The organism is Roseobacter sp. MH60115, assembly GCF_015644665.1.
Classification (GTDB): Bacteria; Pseudomonadota; Alphaproteobacteria; order Rhodobacterales; family Rhodobacteraceae; genus Roseobacter.
This window is the reverse complement of the sequence record NZ_JADOBQ010000002.1, coordinates 604,564-629,825: the sequence shown is the minus strand read 5'-3', so window position 1 is coordinate 629,825 and position 25,262 is coordinate 604,564. Positions and strand designations below refer to the sequence as shown.

21 protein-coding genes are annotated in these 25,262 nt (G+C 52.3%); 11 read left to right on the top strand and 10 right to left on the bottom strand.

Annotated features, from left to right (window positions below):
• The first annotated feature begins 13 nt into the window (after positions 1 to 13).
• Positions 14 to 595, top strand: coding sequence for a hypothetical protein (locus ISX84_RS08670; RefSeq protein ID WP_195819938.1), 582 nt, complete (start codon positions 14 to 16; stop codon positions 593 to 595).
• 148 nt (positions 596 to 743) lie between these two features.
• On the opposite strand, the gene ISX84_RS08665 is transcribed toward ISX84_RS08670, so the two are convergent.
• Positions 744 to 1,655, bottom strand: a complete 912-nt coding sequence (locus ISX84_RS08665) for an IS1595 family transposase (RefSeq protein WP_195819937.1) — start codon at positions 1,653 to 1,655, stop codon at positions 744 to 746.
• Positions 1,656 to 2,255: 600 nt separating this feature from the next.
• On the bottom strand, positions 2,256 to 2,627 hold the full coding sequence (locus tag ISX84_RS08660; protein ID WP_195819936.1) for a hypothetical protein: 372 nt from the start codon (positions 2,625 to 2,627) through the stop codon (positions 2,256 to 2,258).
• Positions 2,628 to 2,726: 99 nt separating this feature from the next.
• Here ISX84_RS08660 and ISX84_RS08655 point away from each other — a divergent pair, with 99 nt between their 5' ends.
• Genes ISX84_RS08655 through ISX84_RS08645 form a run of 3 tightly spaced genes read left to right on the top strand, consistent with a single transcriptional unit; the run spans position 2,727 to position 6,066 of the window.
• Entirely contained in the window at positions 2,727 to 4,271 is a 1,545-nt protein-coding gene (locus ISX84_RS08655; RefSeq protein WP_326838728.1) for a recombinase family protein, read from the top strand.
• Positions 4,271 to 5,176: a plasmid partitioning protein RepB C-terminal domain-containing protein gene (locus tag ISX84_RS08650; protein WP_195819934.1), complete on the top strand. Its 906-nt coding sequence runs from the start codon at positions 4,271 to 4,273 to the stop codon at positions 5,174 to 5,176. Before ISX84_RS08655 ends, ISX84_RS08650 begins: the two co-directional genes overlap by 1 nt.
• Entirely contained in the window at positions 5,167 to 6,066 is a 900-nt protein-coding gene (locus ISX84_RS08645; RefSeq protein ID WP_195819933.1) for a plasmid partitioning protein RepB C-terminal domain-containing protein, read from the top strand. The genes ISX84_RS08650 and ISX84_RS08645 overlap by 10 nt, the downstream gene beginning before the upstream one ends.
• A gap of 292 nt (positions 6,067 to 6,358) precedes the next feature.
• On the opposite strand, the gene ISX84_RS08640 is transcribed toward ISX84_RS08645, so the two are convergent.
• From ISX84_RS08640 to ISX84_RS08610, 7 genes are all read right to left on the bottom strand, one after another.
• Positions 6,359 to 7,147, bottom strand: coding sequence for a metallophosphoesterase (locus ISX84_RS08640; protein ID WP_195819932.1), 789 nt, complete (start codon positions 7,145 to 7,147; stop codon positions 6,359 to 6,361).
• Positions 7,144 to 8,937, bottom strand: a complete 1,794-nt coding sequence (locus ISX84_RS08635; RefSeq protein WP_195819931.1) for a TniQ family protein — start codon at positions 8,935 to 8,937, stop codon at positions 7,144 to 7,146. Before ISX84_RS08635 ends, ISX84_RS08640 begins: the two co-directional genes overlap by 4 nt.
• 50 nt (positions 8,938 to 8,987) lie before the next feature.
• Positions 8,988 to 9,989, bottom strand: a complete 1,002-nt coding sequence (locus tag ISX84_RS08630) for a TniB family NTP-binding protein (RefSeq protein ID WP_195819930.1) — start codon at positions 9,987 to 9,989, stop codon at positions 8,988 to 8,990.
• Positions 9,986 to 12,127: a Mu transposase C-terminal domain-containing protein gene (locus tag ISX84_RS08625; protein WP_195819929.1), complete on the bottom strand. Its 2,142-nt coding sequence runs from the start codon at positions 12,125 to 12,127 to the stop codon at positions 9,986 to 9,988. Before ISX84_RS08625 ends, ISX84_RS08630 begins: the two co-directional genes overlap by 4 nt.
• The gene (locus ISX84_RS08620; protein WP_195819928.1) at positions 12,124 to 12,897 is read right to left on the bottom strand and encodes a TnsA endonuclease N-terminal domain-containing protein; all 774 of its coding nucleotides are present in this window, start codon (positions 12,895 to 12,897) and stop codon (positions 12,124 to 12,126) included. The genes ISX84_RS08625 and ISX84_RS08620 overlap by 4 nt, the downstream gene beginning before the upstream one ends.
• Positions 12,898 to 13,077: 180 nt before the next feature.
• Entirely contained in the window at positions 13,078 to 13,311 is a 234-nt protein-coding gene (locus ISX84_RS08615) for a helix-turn-helix domain-containing protein (RefSeq protein WP_170674715.1), read from the bottom strand.
• Between the two features lie 220 nt (positions 13,312 to 13,531).
• Entirely contained in the window at positions 13,532 to 14,077 is a 546-nt protein-coding gene (locus tag ISX84_RS08610) for an RNA 2'-phosphotransferase (protein WP_195819927.1), read from the bottom strand.
• 497 nt (positions 14,078 to 14,574) lie between these two features.
• On the opposite strand from ISX84_RS08610, the gene ISX84_RS08605 reads away from it, so the two are divergent.
• The 7 genes from ISX84_RS08605 (at position 14,575) to qatD (ending at position 22,644) form a co-directional block, all read left to right on the top strand.
• Entirely contained in the window at positions 14,575 to 15,597 is a 1,023-nt protein-coding gene (locus tag ISX84_RS08605; RefSeq protein ID WP_195819926.1) for a hypothetical protein, read from the top strand.
• Positions 15,598 to 16,218: 621 nt separating this feature from the next.
• A complete protein-coding gene (locus ISX84_RS08600; protein ID WP_195820303.1) occupies positions 16,219 to 16,410 on the top strand; it encodes a hypothetical protein in 192 nt (63 codons plus the stop codon).
• Positions 16,411 to 16,432: 22 nt separating this feature from the next.
• Positions 16,433 to 17,770 carry a reverse transcriptase domain-containing protein gene (locus ISX84_RS08595; protein WP_195819925.1) on the top strand — a complete coding sequence of 446 codons (1,338 nt, stop codon included), beginning with the start codon at positions 16,433 to 16,435 and terminating at the stop codon, positions 17,768 to 17,770.
• 331 nt (positions 17,771 to 18,101) lie between these two features.
• Entirely contained in the window at positions 18,102 to 19,862 is a 1,761-nt protein-coding gene (locus ISX84_RS08590; RefSeq protein ID WP_195819924.1) for a KAP family P-loop NTPase fold protein, read from the top strand.
• Positions 19,862 to 20,620, top strand: coding sequence for a hypothetical protein (locus ISX84_RS08585; protein ID WP_195819923.1), 759 nt, complete (start codon positions 19,862 to 19,864; stop codon positions 20,618 to 20,620). Before ISX84_RS08590 ends, ISX84_RS08585 begins: the two co-directional genes overlap by 1 nt.
• Positions 20,613 to 21,929, top strand: coding sequence for a Qat anti-phage system QueC-like protein QatC (gene qatC, locus ISX84_RS08580; protein ID WP_195819922.1), 1,317 nt, complete (start codon positions 20,613 to 20,615; stop codon positions 21,927 to 21,929). The genes ISX84_RS08585 and qatC overlap by 8 nt, the downstream gene beginning before the upstream one ends.
• Position 21,930: 1 nt before the next feature.
• The gene (gene qatD / locus ISX84_RS08575) at positions 21,931 to 22,644 is read left to right on the top strand and encodes a Qat anti-phage system TatD family nuclease QatD (protein ID WP_195819921.1); all 714 of its coding nucleotides are present in this window, start codon (positions 21,931 to 21,933) and stop codon (positions 22,642 to 22,644) included.
• A 204-nt stretch (positions 22,645 to 22,848) separates the two neighbouring features.
• Here the strand turns inward: qatD and ISX84_RS08570 are convergent, their stop codons facing one another.
• Positions 22,849 to 25,143, bottom strand: a complete 2,295-nt coding sequence (locus ISX84_RS08570; RefSeq protein WP_195819920.1) for an adenosylcobalamin-dependent ribonucleoside-diphosphate reductase — start codon at positions 25,141 to 25,143, stop codon at positions 22,849 to 22,851.
• Between the last annotated feature and the right edge of the window lie 119 nt (positions 25,144 to 25,262).

Sequence of the window (25,262 nt, the reverse complement as noted above, 5' to 3'; positions counted from 1 at the left end):
AAGACATGCTGCAATGGGCCAATATGGGCTGGTTGATTCAAGTGGAATTGGTGACAAAAAGCGCATTAAGGTTAGTGCAAACGGTCGCAGGATTCTTGAAGACAACCGTCCGGGTGTCCGTGAATCTCTTTGCTCGGAGGCCGCGCTTTTGCCGAAGATGGTGCGGGGTGTATATTTTGGCGAAGACGACATGCCTCAATGGGGCAGCAACAGGCCAAGTGACAACATCGCTGAAAGTTCCCTCAGGTTCGACCTGAACTTTACTAGCGACGCAGCGAGGCGCTTTCTGGCTGTGTATGACGTGACGATCAAGAGCATAGTTGACATCGAAACGGCTAATGAAACTGTAGACATTTTCACTCCTGACGCGCTAAAATCTGGTGACAATGAACCAGAGTCGGAGGTGCCGAACATGCAGGCCTCAACAGCAGAACAGCCAACAAGGGCCGCACCATCTCCAGTCGATCCTGAATTGAATGACATCGACTTTCAAAAAGCGGGCAAAGGCAAGATCAAGATAACAGCAGTCCTAGACGCAGACGGTCTGAATTTACTCGAAAAGCAAATAGCAGTATTTAGGATGCTGGTAAACTAGTCGATATCTCTCTACCGCACCTTTGCAGTCTTTTTCAAAATCTCACTGCGCTCTTCTGGTGAGGGCTTATGAGATCACGCCTTTCTTACTACTGCGTGTTAGGTCTTGCGTAGGTCAACCGCTTGCCAGCAGCGCCGCGTAGCGCAACTTAGCTACGTTCAGCATCGTCCACACCATTTGCAATCCGGTTGTTATAGCGGAAGTCGAATTCAGCAGCATAGCGGTGCAGATGCTGTTTCCCGCAGTGCTGATACACGCCCTTCATGCCGCGCTTGAAGATGCTGTAAAAGCCTTCGACGGTGTTGGTGTGCATTTCGCGATCCTCAAGGTTAACATATTCGCCCGCGCTGTGATTGGTCCAGCCGTGGGCCTCGAATACCCTGCCAGCGCCAATGCCCTGATACTGACGGGCTTCGTCGGTCATGACATAGGCTTCGCGGGCGATGTTCTCTTGCAAGATGGGGATCAGCGTGGACTTCCTGAGTTCATCCACAACGATGCTCTTGGCGCGTTTGGTGTCGCGGTCTACCAGCGTTAGCATTTTCATTTTGTGGGAGCCGCCACGGGCGTTTTTCGCCTTCGTGACACCCGGTTCTTTGCCAATGAATGTTTCATCGACGTCTACAATGCCGCCATTGCCACCAAAGCCAGCCAACGCACCGTCACGCATGCACTCACGGATGCGGTGCGTCAGGAACCATGCTGATTTGTACGTGATGCCCAGAACGCGGTGAAGCTGGTGGCTGCTGATGCCCTTTTTGCTGGACACCATCAGGTGAATGGCTTGCAGCCAGAGGTGCAGCGGCAGGTGGCTTTCCTCGAAGATCGTGCCTTTACGAACCGTGAATTGTTTGCGGCATTCGCGACACTTCCATAGGCCGTGGCGCTCTTTGCCTTCTGGGTTTTTCTTGCTGGGCTTTGTGCGAACACCCTCAAGACGATACGCACGATCAACAACGCCACAGTGTGGGCAAACTGGACCATCTGCCCAAAGCATCGCCTCCACGTGCGCAAAAGCGGCGGCTTCATCATGCATGTATTTGGCGGACAGAACGGACATTGCGGAAATCTCTAACTTGTTTAGTTATATATAGGTATCCGCCTTGGGTTTGTCAAATATACAATCTCCTAGATTTATGAATGTCAGCTTTTGAGAAGCAACGCACTTAATTGCGTGCTGTAGCTAAAGACCGCACCCGTCTAACCTTTCGAGCAAATTGACTTCGTCAACGTCCCATGTATTGGGCTTTTGTAGCTGCGGTCCTCCGTTTGGGATAATGGCAAACTTATGAGTTCAAAATGGCAATCCCTAGGGCCAAAATGGCAATACTATGGGTGCGTCCATCTGGAACGACACATAAGGTGACACTTTTTGCGACTGCCCCCCCTTGTTTTGTAGGGCTTCCTGATAGCGCCGACATCTAACTTGCCATTTCCCGACACGTAACTTGCAACTCATCGAACAAATAAGTGCTGCAACCCCCAACCCACGGCAATTCTCAATAAATCTCAACCAAATGACAGGTCTTCGCGCCTGAAAATTCCCCTCGGCATTGCCCGACACTGACTGGGTGTAGAATCCAAACCCTTTTGATCGATAGATGAGAAAATTCGGTCACTTGCTACAAGGCATACAGACCGAAATGAGCTTTGTTTGTCGCTAGGTTTCAATCGAAGCATCGTCAGCAGCACAGATCGCGTTCAATACCTCTCTGAGTTCCCGTCTCACGATCTCAACGCGTTGCATTGCCAAAGTCTCATGACGTCCAGCTAGCTCCAAAACCACGTCCATCACACTATCCGAGTGTTTCATCAAACCAATCAAATGCTCACCACTTGGGCCGTATGAACCGGCTATCCAGTTCTTTGCGGTCCTTTCGCTTACTCCTGTCCACTTTATCGTCGCTTTCGCTGCCCGGCCCGCGCCTCCCAGTTCATAGGTCAGCGCAGACCTAACGGCCTCTCGATATTCTACAGCCGAAACCAGATCCTGGCTGCCTCCATGAAAGATGTTGCCCTTTTTATGAAACATGTTTCCGTCTCCCTTCCGATAAGTTCGTGAAAGGAATCGCAGAACTGCTGCTCAAAATTACGAATTTGAATATGGAGGGCCACGTCATTGAGTTGGCCAATTAACAAATCAGACGGAGACAAACGCCGGAACGCAGCCCAGTACGTTCGTATGTCGACCGAGCACCAGCGATACTCAACCGAAAACCAAGCCGACGCCATCCAGCGATATGCGGAGGAACGCGGTTACAAGATAATCCAAACCTATTCTGATGCTGGCAAAAGCGGATTGAGCATTCAAGGCCGAGCCGGTCTTTCGCAACTCATTTACGACATCGAAGCAGGTGAGACCGATTTCAAAACAGTCCTGGTCTATGATGTCAGTCGCTGGGGCCGTTTTCAGGATGCGGATGAAAGCGCCTATTATGAGTATATCTGCAAGCGCGCTGGCATTTCTGTCGAGTATTGCGCCGAGCAATTCGAAAACGACGGAAGTCCCGTTTCCACCATTGTGAAAGGCGTCAAGCGCGCGATGGCTGGCGAATACAGTCGCGAGCTGTCGCAAAAGGTCTTTGCAGGACAGCGCCGACTGATTGAGTTGGGCTATCGACAAGGCGGCGCGCCTGGGTTCGGGCTGCGACGCATGTTGATCGATGAAGCGGGTCTTACCAAGGGCATCCTGTCGCGAGGAGAGCACAAGAGTATTCAAACCGACCGGGTTACGCTTGTTCCGGGTCCGGCTGATGAAGTCGCTATAGTAAACCAGATCTTCTTGAGGTTTGTGAATGATGGTTGGTCTGAAGCTGAGATTGCGTCAGACCTGAACCGACGCGGCATCCGAACTGATCTGGATCGGGACTGGTCACCAGCGGTTGTACGTCAAATTCTGACCAACGAAAAATACATCGGGAACAATCTCTGGAACCGCCACTCCTTCAAACTCAAGAAACGCCATGTCCAGAACGATCCGGAAAACTGGGTCCGCGCCGTTGGTGCCTTTGAAGCAATTGTTGACGCCAACCTGTTCAACGCTGCCGGAGCAATCATTGCAGCTCGTTCACATGTGTTGTCCGACGATGAAATGCTGGATCGGCTAAAGGAGGTACTGGAAGAAAACGGCTACCTCTCAGGCTTTGTCATCAATGAAGCGCCAAAGCTTCCATCAAGCGGCGCCTACCAGAACAGATTTGGTAGCCTGTTGCGCGCTTACAGCCTCGTCGGCTTCAAACCTGACAGAGATTACCGTTACATTGAGATCAACAGACGATTGCGCAGCCTGCATTCCGACATCGTCCGGGACATCATCGCCGGGGTCGAAGCCGTTGGCGGAAACGTCGCTCAAAGCCACAATGCAGATACTCTCATCATCAATGACGAGTTCACCGTTTCCATTGTCATCGCACGCTGCATGCAAACAGACGCGGGCGCGTATCGCTGGAACATTCGCCTGAGCACCGGCCAACTTCCGGACTTGTCCATCGTCGTCAGGATGGGACAGGCCAATACCGCGCCCCTCGACTACTACTTGCTGCCCACCTTTGACATGACCAAATCAAAGCTACGCTTGGCGGAAAACAACGGCTTGTCCCTGGATGCATTCCGCTTCGACAACCTGGCGCATTTCTTCGACATGGCTGCACGTGCGCCGATACTGGAGGTAGCGTGATGAACTACGCCCCAGTCGAGCACACTGTTCTTGTTCCCGTCGATGCAATCACTGTGGTCAACCCAAGGCTCAGGAACAAAAAGGTGTTCGATGAGATCACTGCGAACATTGCAGAGCTTGGGTTGAAAAGACCCATTACGGTTGCGGCGCGTGAGACTGAAGACGGAGACAAGCCGGTATACGAATTGGTCTGCGGCCAGGGCCGACTGGAAGCATTCAAGGTTCTTGGCCAATCTGAAATCCCGGCAATCGTCATCAATGCCAGCAGCGAAGACTGCCTTGTAATGAGCCTGGTAGAAAATCTGGCGCGCAGGCAGCACCATTCGCTGGATTTGCTCCGAGATATTGGGCGCCTCAAGGAAAAGGGATACTCTGAAGCTGAAATCGCCGCCAAGACCCAGCTGTCCAAGAAGTATGTCCACGGCGTTATTAAGCTTCTGGAAAGTCATGAACATCGCCTGCTGCGTGCAGTGGAGAGCGGTAAGATTCCGGTCAGTGTTGCCGTTGACATTGCGGACGCGGATGACGTCGGCGTGCAACGTGTTCTCCGGCAGGCTTATGAGAAAAAGCTCCTGCGCGGCGGAAGACTCCTTGCAGCCAAGCGTCTTGTTGAAGCGCGCCAGAAACACGGCAAGGGTCGCGCGAACAGTGTCGAACGGCCACGCAAGAGTCTATCTGTCGAGACACTGCTTAAGACCTATGAAAACGATGTCGAGAAAAAGAAGGTGCTGCTGAGAAAGGCAGGCGCAACGCGGAGCGAATTGCTTTTTCTGACACAAGCGCTCAAGACGCTGATGGCTGACGAAAACTTCGTCACATTGCTTCGCGCCGAAGGGTTGGCCAGTCTGCCAAAACAAGTTGCAGACCGCCTAACTCAGTCCGAGGAGGCGTCCGCATGTCGGTGACCCGGGAAGAACGGACGGTTGCAGCTGCTTTTGAACAGGAGCTGGTAACGCTTCCATTCGAGGAGATCGCGCCACTCTACGTGGTCACCCCGCAAAAGAAGGCCAGCATTAAGTTCAAACAGATCGCGGCATCTGTTCTGGAAATTGGCCTTGTTGAACCTATTGTCGTGTCCCGCGACCCTTACAACGCTGGTCAATATACATTGCTTGATGGGCATCTGCGCCTTGAGGTTTTGAAGGACCAGGGTCAGACACATGCGCGATGTCTTGTCTCCACCGACGATGAAGCCTTCACCTACAACAAACGCATCTCTCGTCTCGCGACCATTCAAGAGCACAAGATGATCCTGAGAGCCCTCTCTCTTGGCGTGCCGGAGGCCCGTCTGGCGAGCGCGCTCAATGTCAACATCAAGACCCTGAAACAGAAACGCCAGCTTCTGGATGGTATCTGCGACGAGGCGGCGGAACTGTTGAAAGATAAACAAGTGGCTTTGACTGGGTTTCAGATTCTGAAGAAAATGAAGCCAATTCGCCAGATTGAAGCGGCGCAACTCATGGTCGCCATGAACAAGTTCACGATCAACTACGCCCGATCGCTTCTGGCCGCGACGCCCGAAAACCAGTTGGTGTCGGCAGCAACGCCGAAAAAGATCAAAGGTATTTCGCGCGAGCAACTGGAGCTTATGGAGCGCGAGTCTGCCAATCTGGAACGCGAGGTCCGCCTTGTCGAAGATAGCTACGGAGCCGATCATCTCAATTTAGTCCTGACCCGTGGTTACATCGCGAAATTGATGCGCTGCGAGCGGATCACACGTTACATATCGCTGCACCATGACGCGTTCTTACCCGCATTTGAAAAGATCACCGAGAACGAAGCCTTCACATCATGATCTCTCGCGGCTGATTGAAACGGCTATTGGGGACCCGGACCCATCAAGCGCGGGGACCGCAGGAGACGCCGCACTGTGGGGCGGATCGAGTGCGGCGATGGGAAGGACGGCGGACCCGTCGGGGCCCATCATGCCGGGCCAGACGCCCGGCGAAGCGACATCAATCAGTCTGCGCGCGCTTCTTTTGGTGGGCGTGCGCAGACAGCTTTTGGTTGAAGCACTACATCGTAACGAACCGGGAACGTCGTTGAACGGGTGTTATGTAAACCGACTTCAGGTTGAGTTCAGCCATTCAGATCTCAAAAATCAGATCTCTGATCCGCGCTGCAGGGTCCACAATTTCGTCGGGATATCCGAGGGACACATTGATCAGCTGCGTATCGCCAACACTTGAATTTCTAACCCCGTGACAATGGCCGAAGAACCAGCGTTCAGGTCGATGCTTCAGAATAATCTCACTCAGATCGCTGGCATATGCAGCAGCGATGTTGCCGTCCTGGTTCTCAAGCACGGAAGGATGAGGGGCGTGATGGGTTGCCACGAAGGTTTGTCCGTCAAAATCCTCGCCGAGAGCGCCGCTCAGCCAATCGAGTTGATTGCGATGGGCTAAAACAAGGTCGGACGGCCTCAGCTTTCGATATCCCTTGGAAGCAACGCGAATGTGCCTAAAGTCATTCATTCGTGCGGAGGCGTGACTTTCGTTGATGGTTCTACCTGCTCCCAACTCAAAGTCGGTACAAAGTGTTGCACAAAGAACACGTGTATCGCCAAACACAAGCTGCTTCTTTTGCACATACCCGACCCCAAATGCGGAGGCGATTTGTTCCAGACGGTCCTCGCCATCGAGGCGAAAATCATAGAAGCCGTGGTTGCCTGGGAAAATCGAAACTCTTTCAAGCGGCAGCAGCTTCGACAATCTCTCAAACGCGTACTTCCACCGCACCTTTGGCTTGTTGGTAAGATCGCCCGCGATCAGAAGGTGGTCGAGCCCGCCAATTTGATCCTCGATGCCTTCAAAAGGATCACGGTCGGCATCCACCCAGAAGTCATCGTGCAGGTCTGAAAGGAAAAGCAGTTTCAAAGGCTGCCTCCTGTATTATTATTTGAGCCATCCAAGCCCATTAACTTGTTTCCAGGTAGCACGTCTTCACGCCGAAAAAATCTCCCTCGGCACTTTTCCGGCACTGGCAATTCATACAAGCCAGCCCCTTTGATCAGATAGCTGAGATTGCGTGCTGAAATTTGCATTTCCTGGGCCAGGTTTCTGAGGCTGACGTAGGTTTCAGAAAACCGTTCAACGCTGGAAATAGTTATATATGAGCGCACCTTTCGAGACTGCCTGCATCGGGTTCGGAACTCATCAAAGTGACCTTCACGCAGCAGGAAGGCCAGTGTTTTCCCACAGACACCGAAATGCTTCAGAAGCTCTTCCCGTGTCATTGCATCGGTAACTTCCCGGTAAGCTGGCAGTGCCTCAAAAACCTCGGCGGGATCGACACGTATAGCATCAAAACCTCGCACGCCTCCAACAAGACCGACGTCGTGAAGTTTCCCGGAAGTCAGTAGTGTTACGACTTCACTGATACTGCAAACAGATTGATTTGCTGCCTTATAGACCGGCACAAGATCCGCGCTTTCTCCCGATAATACGCGAGCGTTTTTACACATCGCGTCCCGCAGGTGTTTCAGTTCATGAAGACAATACATGTATTGCCCTCTACAGGCTGGGTTAACTGGCGCAATCAATCCGGAATCCTGAAGGCTCATCAAGTGCCGCCAGGGCAGCCCGAGGAAACTCAACGCATCCTTTGTGAGTACCGAGGATGATAGCTTTCGAAGCATCTCTTCCGCTGGTTCTGCTTCGATCATAATGGGATCTGACGCAGATATCTCAGCCATAAGACCTGCCGACCTCAGCACATTTGCAAGCTTCACAGGATGTACACCGGTCAGATCGGAGGCGGACGTAAGGGTGTGAAACCTTCGTGTCGTACACACCTCGCCAAGTAGTTTGTCAACCGGGTGTATTACGAAATTCTCAAGAATCACGTCTCTGAGAACAGCCCGGACCATTGGGATTGCGTCACCCATTTTCCCATCCATAAGATGAAAGAACACGCCGAAAGTTTTGCGCAGGCTGGATCGACCGCGTTGCTCTATGAGTTCTTCCAACACGCGTCGCAGAGATTCCGGCCCATTTGAAATCACTGCAAAGCCAACATCTGCCAGCCGGGCTAGTTCTTGACGACTTAACTGCCTGGCAGATCTGAATCCCTCAATTATGCAACCCAGTCTTTCGCTCGCACGGGACACTGCATAGGCACTGCTGCCCGCCAGCCAGGTACTGTCAGTGTTCCCGGAGAATGAAGCGATAGAGAATTCATCCACTCTGGTTGGAGCATGTGTCATCAGACCAACCAGCGTCTCTCTCCCAATCTGAGCCTGCGACAAACGAGCCGTAAAATCATATGGAAACCAGCCGACCTGCTGCTCTGGCATTGGGATCAGCAACAATCCGTGTTTCGGGCAGGTTCGCACAAAATCAAGATACCAAAACACATCGGGGGGAACATGATACCATTCGCGATCATCGGCGGCTTCCAGAACGCATTTTGGGCAGATGTACTGGGTTTGAATCTTGATATCTTTGTTCGGAAATATTTGACCTCTAAGAGTACGTGTGGCGCGTGTATTTGTCCGAATAGAGAACCGCGCCAAATCCGCGACGACTATACCCGAAAGATCTGAAAGGCGGCTCAGTTCCTCTGGGTCAGCGCGTGAGAGCTTCAAAGCGGAAAGACCCACCAGACTGCAGAACGCCCAGAGACTGGAGCAGCCATTTAAGGCAGCCAACCGAGAGGCGTAAGCCACTGCTGGTTCATTTCGCCCGATTGGAAGAGTTAACCCTAGTCTTGCTCGCCTCATGACAATGCCCAGGGCTTATTGTGCCCCCCTTTCCTGACCAGCTTCCCTTCCAGAACGACCCGCGTATTGATGCTTTTGAAATCGGTCGCAACAAACGGGTTAGCGCCATCCACGGCTCCGGTACGATGTTGATAGACCTCTTTGAAATCACCTGTCTCCAGGGTTGTTCTACCGGCGTCGAAGACAAGCTGTATTGCTTCCAGAATAAACTCGAAAACCAGACCAAGCTGCCCCGAAGCAGAGACTATCAGCCTTGCCAAGAAATCGCTCATCTCCGTGGGCGGCTTAAACTCCAGCTTCGCAGCACTAAGATATTGTGACAGGATGTGTTGAACATCATCCAGGTCGGCTTCTGGTGCCAGATTTTCAAAATGGACGGGTGGAAGCCGCCGTCCAAGCTGAAAGTCACTGTCCAGAATATCGGCCAGAACGGTATTACCTGACAATATAACCGAAACCGGCCAGGTCTCAGATTGGGTCAGGCTCTTGATCGTGTTGATCACGCTGCTCGCTTCACGGCCAGACTGGTTTAGAATGAAGTCCTGAGCCTCGTCAAAATGCAAAAAGAACACCTTGTGCTCGGCGAGATGATGGCGCACCAACTTCCAAAGTTCAGGCGCACTTAGTTTTCCCACAATTTCAAACTGCAGGGCTTCCAGTGTTGCGATGCCGGTTGACTTCAGAGTTGCCGGTGAAGGTGTTTCGACCGTCACAAACTCACCGACGCGTTCATCGGGCGCGTTTTTGCGCGGTACACAGTAGTTTTGACGAATTTTCTTAAGTGCTTCTGATTTTCCCGCACCAGACTCGCCGATCACTGAGAGCCCCTTCTGCCTCCTGATCTCCCCAAATTTGAGTTCAGCACGCCGCTGCCTGGCCAAGGCAGCAATACGATGTTCAAGATCAACAAACCGATCATGGCGCACAAACAATTTGCCGAGCTGAACCATGCGATCAGCGCTGTTTGCCAGAGTTTCCTCTCTGCTCAAGTCGCTCATTCTCCGCCCTCCAGAGTCCATTTGGGTTTCAGGCCTGACGGCTTTGGAGCTTCGACGATCGGAGACTCTAGGTCATTCTCACCCTGTTTGGGTTGACCGGTTGGCATACCGCCAGTGAAAACCTGACCAACATCAGGAACTGGCTCCGGATCGCGCCATGGGATGACTTCTTCACCATTGAAGAGCTCCTCTTCCAACTGGTTTATGTAATCCGCAGTCAACCTCTTAGGAGTTAGACCCACCAGAGCTGCAGCATCCCCGTTGATCTTTCTGATGGCTGCAATTGCTTTTCGAATGGCTGGCAGGTCGCGTTCAAACTGCACCTGCCCCTTTCGTTTTTTCGCGAGATTGGCCTCAGCCCATTCCTCGGATGTCACCCCTTCAAGATCAGGAATGGTAGAATATGCCGCAATCCAGTTGTCATCGACGCGAACAACAACCCAACTAATGTCGTAAGGATCAACACGAATATCGACGTCACACATATAGTTGTCGATGAAGAATTTTCTTAGCTTCGGACTTGTGTACCGAATCCCATTCACAAGGACACCGGTACCGTCAACCTGACGGGTGATCATCTCTCCAAATGCCGCACGCATCCGGTAGCCGTCCGGCGGCGCAGATGTCCCTACCTCCTTGGTAAGCTCGGCCCATTTGACTGAGGGAGCAACGTACCCGATACCTGCGTGAGGGGTCCGGTGATAAATATCGACAACATACCAAATCAGAATCCGCAGAAGTTGTTCCGGCGTTAAGGCGGCGGTCGAAGCCGGATCAATGTCGCCCCGCTCAAAGATATTTCCAAAGGTGCGGCCACTCATCATCGGGGTGATCTTGGTTGAAAAAATCCCAAAGAGCCTTTCATTGACACCCCTAAGAGATGGGGCGGCAGCAGGGTTTCTTTCGTACGCACCGAGCGCTGAAATTGCTGCCGTCTCGAATTGCTCATTTGCAAATTCACTGCCCTGATCGGAAACGACGGTTGAGAATCCGCCTCCTTCAACCCAATTAGAAGTCGTGCCGACGGCATCAGATATCGCCGTCTTGTCGCGGGTTGCCATCTCGAGGGCACGGACTGTTTCATCTGCACTGCCTTTCAGCACAACACGAAGCCCGACAACACAGCGTGTGGCATGATCGATGACGACATAGACCCAGACTCGGCTTCTGGGCATTCTCTGTAAAACTTCGGGCGGCAGTGTACTTGATATTCCTGCATCATGAAGCAGAAGCATTACGTCGCCTTTCCAGCCGTCCATCTCGAAACGCTCACATGGCAAGAGTGTTTCAAGACCAGTCGACGAGCAGTTGAAAATGCCTCGTGCGCGATCTATGCCTTCGCGTTCGCATTTTACAAGGAAGGGTGGAAGCTCGGAAATATACCGCTCGATCTGCCTGGCGCAGGGCCGACCGAGTTGGTTTTGGCCCGCCTCAAGACGAGCTTCGTTCATGTCATCGATTGCAAGCTGCGTCTCAAAGGCGACTTCATTTGCATAACGCCTTTCCGGAGACGCATATGCCAGAATCTGGGTGTCTATGAACGCATATGTTTCATCACAGAACTTTCGGTTGTGATTGCCTGAATTGCATCTGCCATCCTTGAGACTGAGAGGGTTGTAGCCCGACTTCTCATACTTCCTGACCCACCTCATCAGGGTATCAAAGGACGGGCCAAAGGTTACCTCTACAATTTGTCCGGTTTGCCGTTTCTTGTGCTGAAGCGTCCTTCCAATACATCTTTTCATCATTTCGATATCTAGTGCAGTGATGAATGGTTTAGCGTTGAGCGGAGTGCGCTTCACTCTCCCCGCATCTTCTTCGGTGAACCATCTTTGAATACAAAACAGCCGGTCCCGGATTTTTTGCTGCTGCCAGAGAGGCTGATCAGCGATCAACTCCTCTGTTCCCAGTGCCCGAAGACGGGCCGAACTCTGGGAATAGTGCCCCGGCCAAATCTTAAAATGCGGAGCCTTTAACAGGCGCCGCAACTTTTCGTGGGATATGGTGTCAAACACCTCGGGATTGTCACTGCAGCGAAGTGTGACGCCGTTAGGACCGTGCGCGAACGCTCGCCACGTTGCTCCGTTGTAGTCCACCTTGTCATGCGGATAGATGCGGAAAATGGGTGCAACCTTCATGCTGCTGCCTCCGCTTTGAAAACAGAGCTGCTAGCGGTTAGCGATCCCGCCTTTGCCCGTTGGATTTCACCCCGAAAAACGGCACGAAATGCTGCCCTGAAGCCTCGGCCAGCCAGGTCAATCTTCCCCGCCAGTGCTCCCAAAGTGGTCGTACCACTCAGGCGATCGATTACTTCGCGGATCGCGTCATCCGCTTCAGGGTCAGGATGCTTTTGAAACTCATGCAGGCGGCGCGCATCGGCGACGAGCCACTTTGGGCAGCTCTTTTCCGTGAACAACGTAACCTGATTGGCAAAGTCAGCCGGCACAAATTCCGCAATCCGCGTTAGCTTGAGTTCCGTTTGGCGTTTAATCGCGATCGCAGAAGGCTTTGTTTCAACCAGTACTTTGAAGCCGGATCGGTATTCGATCAGTGCATCTGCGGTGTATTCTGCTTTGCGACCATCCCATTCATAGTATTTCACCGATTTGGGCTGATCCCAGATGTGCACAACATTCGGATCCGCCATTGCGACATAGTGACAAGCCCCCTCCAGATGGCTTTCAGTTTTCAGAGTCACATATTTTTTCAACTTTGGGCTAAAGTATGGGATACCTCCCCGGCTACTTTGACGCGATCTCTTGCTGAGCTTTCTGGTTCCGGCACTGCCCATTGGAACCCTCACGATTCCTTGGGAGCAATCGACATAGGATTGCCGTGCTTCAAGTTCCGATTTCGGGCTAGATTGTTGTTGATCGTCGGCCACAGGGCCAGATTCTGGTGACGACATCATGCGCCTCCTTCATTTTACGTAAAAACAATAGCCAGCGCCGCCGCAGAGCGGCGTCGCAGCTTGACTTTTGGCGTATGAGAAGGGAAGTTCGTCAGAGGTGGCCTAGAAATCTACCTACTGAGAGCCCTCGATCGTCATTGACGAAAGAGGGTTTTCGTCTTCCCGGGGGTTGCTTATTTATTCATCCGGGTTCTCCTTTTTTGGTTTATCCGTGCCAAACAGTTCTTCGACCGACGTCCCGAGCTGTTTCGCAATGAATTCTTGAACCGGTTCTGAACTCCGGCTGCGATGGATCACTTTGCTTACGAGGCTACGTGAGACACCGACGCTCTCGGCCACATCAGCCAGCGCAAGTCCAGCCATCTTGAGCTGGTACTTCAGAGTTTCTGCATCCGTGCGCTGTTCATCCATTGAATTGTTTGCCTCAGAAATCAGCCGTCTTCTCGGTACATCAGATCTGGTGTCACCTCGTGTACACAATACAAACCCAGGTGAGGCGCACAAGATAAATCAGGTGCAAAATTCCCAATTAATATCGTTATTTCAAATGGTTAGTTAATAATCAAAACGATTATTAACTTATTGCATCTGCGCATGTGGCTTCTGCGACCTCTCGTAAAACCGCCTGGTTCTACTGTTCTGAAATCTGACCAAAGCCCAAATAGCGTGCAGGCACCGCATCGGTAAGCCAAACACCGTTGTCGGCGCGGAAAAACTCAAAACCGTCGTCAAACATCCGCTGAGCTTCAACGCGCAACACAACTGGCCGACCATGGCGCTGCCCGACACGTTCAGCGGTATCCGGATCAAGAGACAGATGAACCTGTTGACGCTTCCCCGGCACCAGACCATTTGAAAAGATCGCATCCAAGTTCGCGCTGGCCGTTCCATGATACAACTCGCATGGAGGCTGTCGCGGCTTCAAGCCAAGATCGACTTCAATCGAATGGCCTTGTGCCGCTCTGATACGCCTTCCGTCCTCAGACAGTGTAAAGCGTTTCTTGTCGCTCATTTCAACAATCTCAATGAGCTCGTCGTGACTGAGTTTCCGACCGGATTTCTTAAGCTTTCGCAGCAACTCGTCAACGCGAGCCCATCCATGCGTATCGAGCTGAAGATCAATTTCTTCAGGTTTGTGCCGAAGCACCAGACTTAGAAATTTGCTCTCTCTACTCATGTTAAGCACAAACAAACTTTTTTGCTGCCTCTTATGCCGGCTCAACCTCTTAGGAAATATACTGGCCATTGATCAAGCTTTATCTTCTCAAGAATTCAGTTCACTGAATTGCAACGTAAGGAATATCCAAACTCGCATAGTGCGCAACATGTTTGAAATCTTTGCGGTCATCGGAGCCAGTGTAGAGCCCATATTTTGGATGAGGGAGACCGATTTTTGGGAACGGCCAGCAGCTGCCGTTCATACCTTTGGGTTTTCTGCAACGCGGCTTCCCCGAAGCGGACGTCTTTGGACGTCGACAATGTTGACTTTCGGAATGCACCATCAACAGGTCTTCGATCTGCCTGATGTCTGTTTTTTCCGGTTGTACTTAATGCCAAATTCGGTGGAAGCTGGATCAGCTAGTGCTCTGCCAATTGGCTTCAAATATCATGCGTATAAGTGTGACAGCTGTTCGAGCCAACTCACATTGGCTTCGTAGTTTTTGAGAAAATGCAATGATCCTTTACAAGACAATCGCGCTAAAGTTCGGTCACCATCTCGAGAACGAGCAACCCGTGGACATACGTGGCCCCGATGGGAAGTTAGTCCAGTCTGAGGAAATCCGTCAGCACTGGCAAAGGGTTCTTAGCGATCTCTCTTCGGCAAGGATCTATTTGCTAGACCACAATGCAGCGAATTATCTCGATTCCTTGAGGATGGATGTCCAAGGGATGCCATGGGAGAACCGGCCAGAGTCCGACATTCAAGGCTATGTCCGTGACGTCGACCTGCCACGTGACCTCATTTGGATCGAATACGACGACCGCAAGCTGTGGGAAAATCGTGTTGCGAGAGGAATAACGACCCTAAGTGAAGAAGAACTGAGCAACCGGCATCAACGAGGGTTCCTCTTTGATAACCGGTCTTCGGACAAGCTGACCGTGCGCCTTTTTTCAGCAATGACAGACACCGTTTTTTTTGATGCGCCCTTTGTTCTGGAGATATCAAAATCACAAGATGGTCGGCCTGACTTTAACGGAGCGAGTTGGCAACTCAAAAGGACCGTAATTGCGGGATTTATGAGAGCGGGACTATTACGCGATGAAGCTTCGTTGAGAGAATATTTCGGGGAACATAAAGGGCAACTCACCTACGAGATGGTGATCGGGTTTATGCTCTTTGCAGCTCTTGCAGCGCGTGAAGACGATCTTCTGTCGCAAGAGGTTTCGAGCCTATCGACATCTCAGGCCAAATCAGCACGGAAATTTGGCAAAGCTTGGATGACCGAAGTTCTAAAATCTCACGTCACCATTCGAATTGGACCTGCAGCTGAACGGCATATGACTGAGCAACGGGCAAGGCTTCGTTTTGAAGAGGCGCAAGCTGCAAGCCGAGCCGCGCCCACAGAACATTGGGTGGCCGAACATGAAAGACGGTATTCGAACGGAAAAGTAGTAAGGGTTCGAGCGCACAAGCGTGGACGATCAACAGATAGGGATTTGCCAACGCGCGTCGTGGGGCCGAGAGTGAAGGGCTGAGTTTTTGACAGTCGCTCTTTAGGGTCGACTGGAGCAAACTGGTCTGGACCGGCCCTGAGCTGCCTTTCGCGCCACGCCGCGTGAATGACTGCCACACCTTCCTCAGCGGGCATTCGTGCTCGCGTAGCAGCACGCTTTGTTCGGCTACGAAAGGTAACCACAGATTGCCCTCAGGTCACCCCACCCGATCCAGAGGTGGGCCTCCAGTCCGCCACTTTCATAATCCCATGGAGCTAATATTTCCGAGCTTCCCTTGAAGTCAGTACGCCAAAGTACCACTATATCTGGTATGTCCATGGGTCCCCATGGCGTCCGACGTGAAGCTGGACCTGTCCATGCGGATCGTGCGCCACGGAGACCTCGCCAAGGTGGCTGTTGCCGCTGAGGTGTCTGTCGTAGCGGCCATGCCGTGCGCGGAGGATGGGCTGAGCCTGACCGTTGGCTTTGAAGCTGTGAATGCTCCGTCTTCTGACGGCCTCCAAGCAGCAGATAAGCATTCAAAGCGGCGGGCCTGGCCGGGGCGAAACGCGCTTGACATTGCTAAAAACCTGTTAAGGTGAAAGGTGACGAAATGTGTGAATTTGCTCCGAAAAACCGGCTCGCCTGAGCTGGATTACCGGCATGCGTGGAATTCTGTTCGCGCTCGCCGTAGCGTCCATGGTCCCCATGGCGTCCGACGTGAAGCTGGACCTGTCCATGCGGATCGTGCGCCACGGAGACCTCGCCAAGGTGGCTGTTGCCGCTGAGGTGTCTGTCGTAGCGGCCATGCCGTGCGCGGAGGATGGGTGTCCGTCAACGGTCGGGATTGTATGAGCGGAGGACCCGAGCGAAGAATATGACGAAATCACTATTTGAAGAAGTTAGAAGCGAACAGAATATCTTTTCAGCTTGGCGACACGTGAAACGGAGCGCTTTGAGCTCGGGTAATTCTGACATTCGGGGTAAGGCCTCTGAATTCGAGCATGCCCATCAGCGCCACCTTAAGCGCATTATCACTCAGCTACGCACGGACAAGCTTTCCTTTGATCCCGTTGAGGGCGTCTTAAAGGAGAAGCGAAAACGTCTTGCAGCAGGAAAGGACCCACGGCCCATAGCAATCTCAACAATTCAGAACCGGGTTGTTCAGAGGGCTATTCTACAAGTATTACAGCCGAGGCACGCTCGCAATTTGCGTGACCCAGACACACGCTACGAGACCGTTCGCGATGATAGGCTTGGGTGCATCAATGATGTAAACTGCTCCAAGTATGGTGTCGGCGGCCTGATCTACCCACATGGCGGCGTCCGCCCCGCCATCGAAACAATCATGTCAGCCATCGACAGCGGCGCAATGTTCTACTTCCAATCTGACATCCGGGCCTTCTTCACCAAAATTCCGACGGAAAAGGTGGTCGATTTCGTTCGGCGCGAAACTGCGGACGAAGCGTTTACTGAATTATTCGCGAAGGCCCTTGAGGTTCATTTAGGGAACAAAGATGAGCTTGTTGGCTACATGCACCTGTTTCCAAAAGGCGGTATTGGCGTTGCTCAAGGATCTTCGCTGTCGGCTTTTGCCGGAAACGTGTTGCTCTACGAAATGGACCAGAAGTTAAATTCTATGGGCGTGACTGCCGTGAGGTACATCGACGACATTCTCATGGTTGGAGAGGATCTGGCATCCATTGACGCAGCAAAAGAATATGCAGAGAGAACCCTCACAGACTTCGGCTTTGGCCTTTACACACCCGCAGATGGCCCCGACAAAGCCGCGCAAGGAGAGTGCAGCAAGGCTATCAACTTTCTCGGCTGCACGCTTCAGCCCGGGCGGTGCGTTCCGAGCGCGAAATCTATCGATAATATGAAAGAGGGTGTTCGTGAGACGCTCGCAGCCTCCAAATCCGCGATCAAGGAGGCTCTCAGCAAGGGTGCCTCCTTGAATTCCAGGCACTCGCAGAGTGCCACTTTGGATTCACTTGGTCGGCGCATCTATGGGTGGCAAAAGTCCTTCGCTTTCTGCAATCGACGTCAGCCTTTCGAGGACCTCGACATTTTTGTCTCAGGGCGGGTGGCGGACTATCACGGCTTCATCGTGCGTCAACTCGGCAAGGCTGACCAGCGGAGCAAAGCTATGATACTTGGCATTCCTTCCACTGCTGCAATGTTCGACCTAGTGAAGGAGAGAACACTAAAATAAGCAGATTTGGCCTTCACCTGGCCAGTTAGCTTTCTTCACGTTTGACTTACCCAGGTCGGCGAGTCGTTTATCGAGTCCTCCTCATATCGGACTTTCGCACGATGTGCTGCGAAGTTCTGCTGCCAGCCCAATCTGCCAGCACCGCCATTCGTGGAGCACTCTCTTCCCGATCCTTTTACCGAAAGCCACGGCGTATCGGCGGGCAACGTAACATTTGCTTTGACGATCCCGGTAATGGTGCAAGCCCAAATCCAATGCGGGTCGCAACCTTTCTACTTTCATCTCCACACTTTTTAAGCGAACCTGCGGGCATCTTTATTAGGAAATTTCTATGTGGTCCGACAACGAAACTGACATTGATTATCTCAACCATTCTGAAGTTGCTGAAATGATCTGCGACATGATCTCAGATGATACGTTATTACCACTATCAGTGGGGGTCTATGGTGGATGGGGTGTTGGAAAATCCAGCATCCTACAACTGGTAAACAAACGGCTCGCTGACGGTGGGAATACTATCGTAATTGAGTTCGATGCTTGGCTGTATCAAGGTTTTGACGAAGCAAAATCGGCCCTTATGACCGTCATTTCTCAAACTCTCATAACGGAGGCGCCCGAAAACCTAAAAGAGCAAGCAAAAGGTCTGTTTCGTCGGGTGAACAAACTCAGACTCCTAGGCCTTGGCGCTGAGGCCGGGATGGCCGCGTTCGGATTACCCACGTTCGGTTTTGTGTCCCGAGCCATCGAATCTGGCAGAGATGCACTTTCCGGCGAAGGAGACGCCGAAGACTTAACAGCCATTCAGGATGGTGCGCACACTGCGACCAGTAAATTGAAAGGACTAATTGATCCAAAAGAGGTTCAATCTCCGCCAGAAGAAATCGCTGCGTTTAAAGCGGAGTTCTCGGCTCTGTTGGATGGCCTAGATAAACGCATGGTTGTCTTCGTCGATAACCTTGACCGCTGCCTTCCGAAGACCGCAATCGAAAACCTCGAAGCAATGCGATTGTTTCTTTCCCTGCCGAACACCGCATTTGTCGTTGCAGCAGATGTCGATATGGTTCGTCACGCTGTTGCCACTCATTTTTCGGGCGCCTCGAAGAAGCATGTCGAAGACTATCTGGATAAGCTGGTGCAATTCCCTGTGGCAGTTCCGAGGCTAGGCATGCAGGAAGTACGAGCGTTCCTTTGTATGTTGGTGTTGTCTCGCTCTTCGACTGTAGATGCGATGGCTTTGGAAAGCGCCCGAAATTACCTGTTGGAAACAATTCAAAATTCTTGGTCAGAAAACGGAGAGTTCTCGTTGGATGAACTTTCTAAGTTAGTTTCTGCCAATGCGGACCTGAAAACCCAAATCGAGAATGTCCTCAGAATTGCGCCCACGCTTGCGCAATCAAAGGCAGTTTTGGGGAACCCGCGCATAATTAAGAGAATGATGAACACCGTACGAATGCGGCATGGCCTTGCCACTAGGAGAAAGATGAACCTGGACGAAGCCGTCATTGCGAAGGTTTCTCTGTTTGAAAGGTGCACAAGCGACAGAGCTTTCGGCGATCTGCTCAAGCTTGTGAACGCTTCTCCGAAAGGAAAGGCTAAGGGGTTATCTTCTAGCAGCTTGGAGAAAATCGAAAACTCTACATCTGGATTTCCGGAGAGCTGGCATGACCATAGGGACTTCATCGCCGAGTGGGGACAGTTGCCGCCTGATCTTTCAAACATAGACTTACGGGCTGCTGTTTACCTGGCAAGGGAAACTCTACCCCTGCAGATCAAAAACACTGCGCTTTCCGCCGATACGGTCAAGGCGATTGAAGCGCTCCTAAAGGTTCCCACACGAGCTTCAAAGGCTGCGGAAACCGCTATTGATCTTATTCCGCCAGATGAACGATCATCTGCGATGAGTGAATTGATCAATACACTGCGCCAAGATGGCGACTGGTCTCGCAAACGTCCAGATATCAATGGCGCTGTAGCACTAGCGACTAAACACGCTGAAACTAGAGATGAACTTTTGCGCTTCTTGTCAGGCGTCCAGCAGCCCGCCGCTTGGCTGAAGAGTCTGATCGAAACACTGCGGAAAGGTAGCCAGTAATGGGAACCTCTGCTTCATCCAAAGGTGGACGTGGCCGTAACCCTTTGGTTCCTGAATGGGCGGATGACCAGCCCGGAGCTCCGCTACCGGCATCCGACCCAAATCGATATAGGTCTTTTCGCAAGAGTTTTGGTGATTACGTTTCAGGTGGAGGCGGTAAGGCACCTCTCCAGAAGTCACTAGGCAGATTTGCGCGACAAGCTTCGGGAGGAGCAAATATCGGCCCGAGACGCTTGGGCCGAGTAATCTCGTCCGGCGGTACATTCGGCGAAACGCTGAAAAGTATTGCCGATGGCAATGATGTCGAGGGGTTAGATGCTGGGCGCTATACAGGAAAAACAGTAGATCAGTTTGCCCAAGCGATCGCCGAACATGTAGGTGGCGACAGCCCCGATACGGACATTATCAATGTTGCTGTTCAAGAGGCAATTGAGCAGGTGCTTGACATTGACGCTGATTTTGATCCGAACTCACTGACTGACGATAACATTTCGCAAATAATGATTGAGTACCTCGCTCAGTCGATTTTTCAGATCGTTGTAAATGAAGCCGGAAATTCTTGGAACCGGTCTGATGATGTAGTGACAAACGCTAAATGTGAGACAGAAATTTTGGACCTGACGAGAGAACACGTTGAGCAGTCCTTTGCGTCACAGGTGCAGCAAACGGGCATCAAACTAGGTTCAGATGCGGTCGAAAGATATATGCGCACAGCAGCACAACACGTTTGGCAAACTTGGGAGCGCTTCGATGACTAAATGCATTGTGCACTTCCAAACCGAAGAAATCTCCCCAACTGTGACCATTGCGGACAACTCTCGCATAGTCAGACTTTATGGAACTTGCCACCATATTGATAAGGCAGGCTTCATTGGCAAAACCCTATCGGACAGAGTCGAACGTCTGGGGGCGCCGACGAGCACTGCCGCGTTCGATTTTCTTACGATTTCGATGGCGGTCACTGCTGCGGACACTTTTTTTCGTAGAGAAGATGTGTCGGATAATGGTTGGGCGCGAGATTTCGAACTGCATGTACCTGTTGTACAACCAGCCAAATGGACAGCCGCAAAACCGTTGCTACAGAGACTACTGAACTTCCTGACGGGAGATCACTGGCAGTTTACATTCCTGCAGGATGGTCCATCCAAACCAAACGCGATTGGTGGCCGCCTTCGAAAGAAGTCGAACCTGTTAGGCGTTGATAGTGTCTGTTTGTACTCGGGAGGTTTGGACAGCTGGCTTGGTGCAAAGCACCTTATCGCAAAGGGCAATAACCCAATCTTAGTCAGCCACTCCTATCCGCAAGACGCGCAACGGCAGAACTATCTGTACGATCGCTTGGGGCAAGCTCTTCAACGATTTGCTTTCAATGCAAGCCCAAGACAATCTGGAAGTTCAAACGACACGACGATGCGAGGACGAAGCTTCAATTTTCTGGCAATGGCAGCAGTCTGTGCTGATGCAGTCGCCGAGCTCAACGGGCTAAGCCACGTGCCACTATACATACCGGAAAATGGCTTTATTGCTTTGAACGCGCCGCTAACGCCACGACGAATAGGGTCGCACAGCACTCGTACAGCCCATCCAAATTACTTGTCCCAGATGCAAGAATTGTTTTCACGCGTCGGCATCAAAGCAATCATAGAAAATCCTTTCTGGACCATGACCAAAGGCGAAATGATGATCGATGCAGCGCTAAACGCGAGTGATCAAAGATACGCCAGCCAAACTGTGTCCTGCGGTAAATGGAAACGAAAGAGTGAGCAATGTGGCCGCTGCCTGCCTTGCTTGATTCGCAGAGCTTCTTTCCACAAAGCGGGTATCTCTGACAACACAGCGTATACTTATTCAATACCCCAAAACTTCGCTGAACTTGATGGTACAAAAAAAGATGACCTGATGGCCGTGGTTCGGGCTGTTCAGCCAAAAACAAGAAAGCAGAGGCTCATAAATGCATTAAAGTCTGGCCCTCTACCTATCGATGTCGTCGAGCGAGAAAAGTGGCTTTCCGTCTACGATCGTGGTCTCAAGGAACTAAGAGATTTCCTTAAAAGCCAAGGCATCTAATGTGATTGATTTCCATTGTCACCTCGACTTGATGAAAGACCGAACCCGCACCGTGCGGGAACTGGAAGCTGCGCAAGTATACGTGCTGTCGGTGACGACCGTTCCTAGGGCATTTCCAAAGACATCACGGCTAGTAGAAAAGGATGGTCGTATTAGAACTGCTCTCGGTTACCATCCACAGCTTATTGGCGAACGACCCAACGAGTTGCCGCTGTTTGAAAGAATGCTCGGTGAAACCCGATATGTTGGTGAAGTCGGCTTAGATGGTGGAAAAGATTTTGAGAGTTCGAAAGAAGCTCAGGCCAAGATTTTCGGCAGAATTCTTTCATTTTGCAGGAATGACGGATCCAAGATCATCTCTATTCACAGTCGACACGCTGCGGACGCAGTGCTTGATAAGATCGAAGAGCACCCTGGATGTGGTATTCCGGTCTTACATTGGTTTACGGGGAACCGCTCCGAACTGGAACGAGCGATCAAGCTTGGATGTTGGTTCTCCGTTGGTGCTCCAATGTTGCGAAGTGCGAAAGGCAAAGCTGCGGTATCTTTGATGCCACGAGAGCGTGTTTTGACAGAAACCGACGCACCGTTTGCAACCAACGATATTCTTTCATCATTGAGCAAGGCAACCCGTGGGCTCTCTGACATTTGGCGCATGGACACCGTACAAGCAAAAAGTACTTTGAAATCAAACCTGGCAAGACTGGTCGTCTGAACAAAGCTGCAAGATACTATTGGCAAGACGTCAAAAAAGGTGGTCGTGCAGGTACAACGAATGACTACTCCCCGCCAACACAAATAATGGTGTACGCAAAAGGCTGCTTTGAAGGTTGCAGGTTAGACGCCGAGAACTGGCAACTCGGCGTCAATAAATGTCACCTTATTTGTCGTTCCACAGTCCACATGCGTTTCTTCCAAATCAACTACACTTAGAGTACCCACAATTCCCGCACGTCATACAGCCTTCCACCATCCGCAGATCATATTGACCACAGCTGCTGCAGGCCTGTCCACGCGGCGTATCCAGCCCGACAACCTGCGCTTGTGGATCGGATTTCAGCCCCATGCCCTCGCCCGCGATGAACCCTGTCGCGATCATGTGCTGCTCAATCACACCGCCGATAGCGGCAAGAATGGACGGGATGTATTTACCCTGCATCCACGCTCCCCCGCGCGGGTCGAAGACAGCCTTTAGCTCTTCAACGACAAAGGATACATCGCCGCCACGCCGGAAAACCGCCGAAATCATCCGCGTCAGCGCAACGGTCCAGGCAAAATGCTCCATATTCTTGGAGTTGATGAAGACCTCAAAGGGGCGCCTGTGCCCATTCAGCACAATGTCATTGATGGTGATGTAAAGCGCATGCTCGCTGTCGGGCCACTTCACCTTATACGTGTTACCTTCCAGCTCATTGGGCCGGTCCAGCGGTTCGGACATGTAGATCACGTCACCATGAGGCAGTTGCGGTTCAGTATCCGACGAGGTGATCACTTCGGGCGCGTCTTGAGCCGGCTTTTCTTCCGAAACACTCAAAACGGATCCCGTCACAGCATTCGGCCGATACGTTGTGCACCCTTTGCACCCTGTATCCCAGGCCTGCATATAGACGTCCTTGAAGGCGTCAAAACTGATGTCCTCCGGGCAGTTGATTGTCTTCGAAATCGACGAATCCACCCATTTTTGCGCCGCGGCCTGCATTTTCACATGATCGGATGGCGCCAGTGTCTGCGCGTTGACGAAGTACTCCGGCAACGCCGCGTCACCGAATTTCTCACGCCAGAGCTGGACAGCATAATCCACCACCTCTTCCTCCGTGCGCGAGCCGTCCTTTTGTAGGACCTTGCGGGTGTAGGCATAGGCAAACACAGGTTCGATCCCCGACGACACATTCCCGGCATAAAGACTGATGGTGCCCGTGGGCGCGATTGAGGTCAGCAGCGCGTTGCGAATACCATGGGCACGGACCGCGTCACGCACGTCTTCATCCATCATTTGCATGGTGCCGGACGCAAGATACCCCTCCGCATCAAAAAGCGGAAAGGCCCCCTTCTCCTTTGCCAAATCCACCGACGCCAGATACGCGGCGCGGGCGATCCGGTGCAGCCAGTCCTCCGTCTGACGCGCCGCCGCGTCGGACCCGTAGCGCAGGCCAACCATCAGCAATGCATCGGCCAGACCCGTCACCCCCAGCCCGATACGCCGTTTTGCCTGCGCTTCCGCCGCCTGTGCCTCTAGAGGGAACTTGGAGGCATCCACCACATTGTCCATCATCCGAACGGCTGTGGAGACCAGCTCATCCAAGGCGTCTACATCAAGTGCCGCGGTCCCTTCAAAGGCATCTTTGACAAGGCGCGACAGGTTGATGGACCCGAGCAGGCAGGCACCGTAAGGCGGCAAGGGCTGCTCGCCGCAGGGATTGGTCGCGGCAATGGTCTCACAATAATTCAGGTTGTTGGCGGCGTTGATCCGATCAATGAAGATAACGCCTGGCTCCGCATAATCATACGTCGCCTGCATGATCCGGTTCCACAGATCCAGCGCGCGCACGGTCCGGTACGTCTTGCCGTCAAAGGATAGCTCCCAATCCGCATCCGCCTTCACCGCATCCATGAAGGGATCCGTGACCAGCACAGACATGTTGAACATCCGCAGCCGCGCCGGATCTGACTTGGCCGCAATGAAGTCCTCGATGTCCGGGTGGTCACAGCGCATCGTCGCCATCATCGCGCCGCGACGGGACCCCGCGGACATGATCGTGCGGCACATGGCGTCCCAGACGTCCATGAAACTCAACGGGCCAGAGGCATCCGCGGCCACCCCCTTCACGTCCGCGCCTTTGGGCCGGATCGTCGAGAAATCATAACCGATTCCACCGCCCTGCTGCATGGTCAGCGCGGCCTCTTTCAGCATGTCGAAGATACCCCCCATGCTGTCGGGCACCGTCCCCATGACAAAGCAGTTGAAGAGGGTCACAGACCGTGCGGTCCCCGCCCCCGCCGTGATCCGGCCCGCCGGCAGATACTTGAAATCCTCAAGCGCGTCGTAGAACTTCTCTTCCCAATGATCGGGCTTTCTCTCGACCCGCGCCAGATCCTTGGCGATCCGCCGCCAGGTGTCTTCGATAGTCACATCCTTTGGCGTGCCGTCGGCCTCCTTGAAACGGTACTTCATATCCCAGATCTGTTCGGCAATCGGGGCGGAAAAGCGGGTCATCGACGATATCCTCTGTGGGAAGCAGGTCGGTAAACTACCGCAGATTCGCGCTGTTTTCCACAAGAAGTTGAAGGCGGGAACGGTCAAACTAATATATATAGTGTAGGGTGGAAGAGATT

What these genes read in the sequence shown, in the direction of transcription:
- ISX84_RS08625 (WP_195819929.1), bottom strand. Translation starts at nt 12,127, where the DNA reads ATGAAGGTTGCACCCATTTTCCGCATCTATCCGCATGACAAGGTGGAC.
- ISX84_RS08620 (WP_195819928.1), bottom strand. Translation starts at nt 12,897, where the DNA reads ATGTCGTCACCAGAATCTGGCCCTGTGGCCGACGATCAACAACAATCT.
- qatC (WP_195819922.1), top strand. Translation starts at nt 20,613, where the DNA reads ATGACTAAATGCATTGTGCACTTCCAAACCGAAGAAATCTCCCCAACT.
- ISX84_RS08600 (WP_195820303.1), top strand. Translation starts at nt 16,219, where the DNA reads ATGCGTGGAATTCTGTTCGCGCTCGCCGTAGCGTCCATGGTCCCCATG.
- ISX84_RS08650 (WP_195819934.1), top strand. Translation starts at nt 4,271, where the DNA reads ATGAACTACGCCCCAGTCGAGCACACTGTTCTTGTTCCCGTCGATGCA.
- ISX84_RS08630 (WP_195819930.1), bottom strand. Translation starts at nt 9,989, where the DNA reads ATGAGCGACTTGAGCAGAGAGGAAACTCTGGCAAACAGCGCTGATCGC.
- ISX84_RS08660 (WP_195819936.1), bottom strand. Translation starts at nt 2,627, where the DNA reads ATGTTTCATAAAAAGGGCAACATCTTTCATGGAGGCAGCCAGGATCTG.
- ISX84_RS08615 (WP_170674715.1), bottom strand. Translation starts at nt 13,311, where the DNA reads ATGGATGAACAGCGCACGGATGCAGAAACTCTGAAGTACCAGCTCAAG.
- ISX84_RS08610 (WP_195819927.1), bottom strand. Translation starts at nt 14,077, where the DNA reads ATGAGTAGAGAGAGCAAATTTCTAAGTCTGGTGCTTCGGCACAAACCT.
- ISX84_RS08595 (WP_195819925.1), top strand. Translation starts at nt 16,433, where the DNA reads ATGACGAAATCACTATTTGAAGAAGTTAGAAGCGAACAGAATATCTTT.
- ISX84_RS08645 (WP_195819933.1), top strand. Translation starts at nt 5,167, where the DNA reads ATGTCGGTGACCCGGGAAGAACGGACGGTTGCAGCTGCTTTTGAACAG.
- ISX84_RS08585 (WP_195819923.1), top strand. Translation starts at nt 19,862, where the DNA reads ATGGGAACCTCTGCTTCATCCAAAGGTGGACGTGGCCGTAACCCTTTG.
- ISX84_RS08590 (WP_195819924.1), top strand. Translation starts at nt 18,102, where the DNA reads ATGTGGTCCGACAACGAAACTGACATTGATTATCTCAACCATTCTGAA.
- ISX84_RS08605 (WP_195819926.1), top strand. Translation starts at nt 14,575, where the DNA reads ATGATCCTTTACAAGACAATCGCGCTAAAGTTCGGTCACCATCTCGAG.
- ISX84_RS08670 (WP_195819938.1), top strand. Translation starts at nt 14, where the DNA reads ATGGGCCAATATGGGCTGGTTGATTCAAGTGGAATTGGTGACAAAAAG.
- ISX84_RS08665 (WP_195819937.1), bottom strand. Translation starts at nt 1,655, where the DNA reads ATGTCCGTTCTGTCCGCCAAATACATGCATGATGAAGCCGCCGCTTTT.
- ISX84_RS08570 (WP_195819920.1), bottom strand. Translation starts at nt 25,143, where the DNA reads ATGACCCGCTTTTCCGCCCCGATTGCCGAACAGATCTGGGATATGAAG.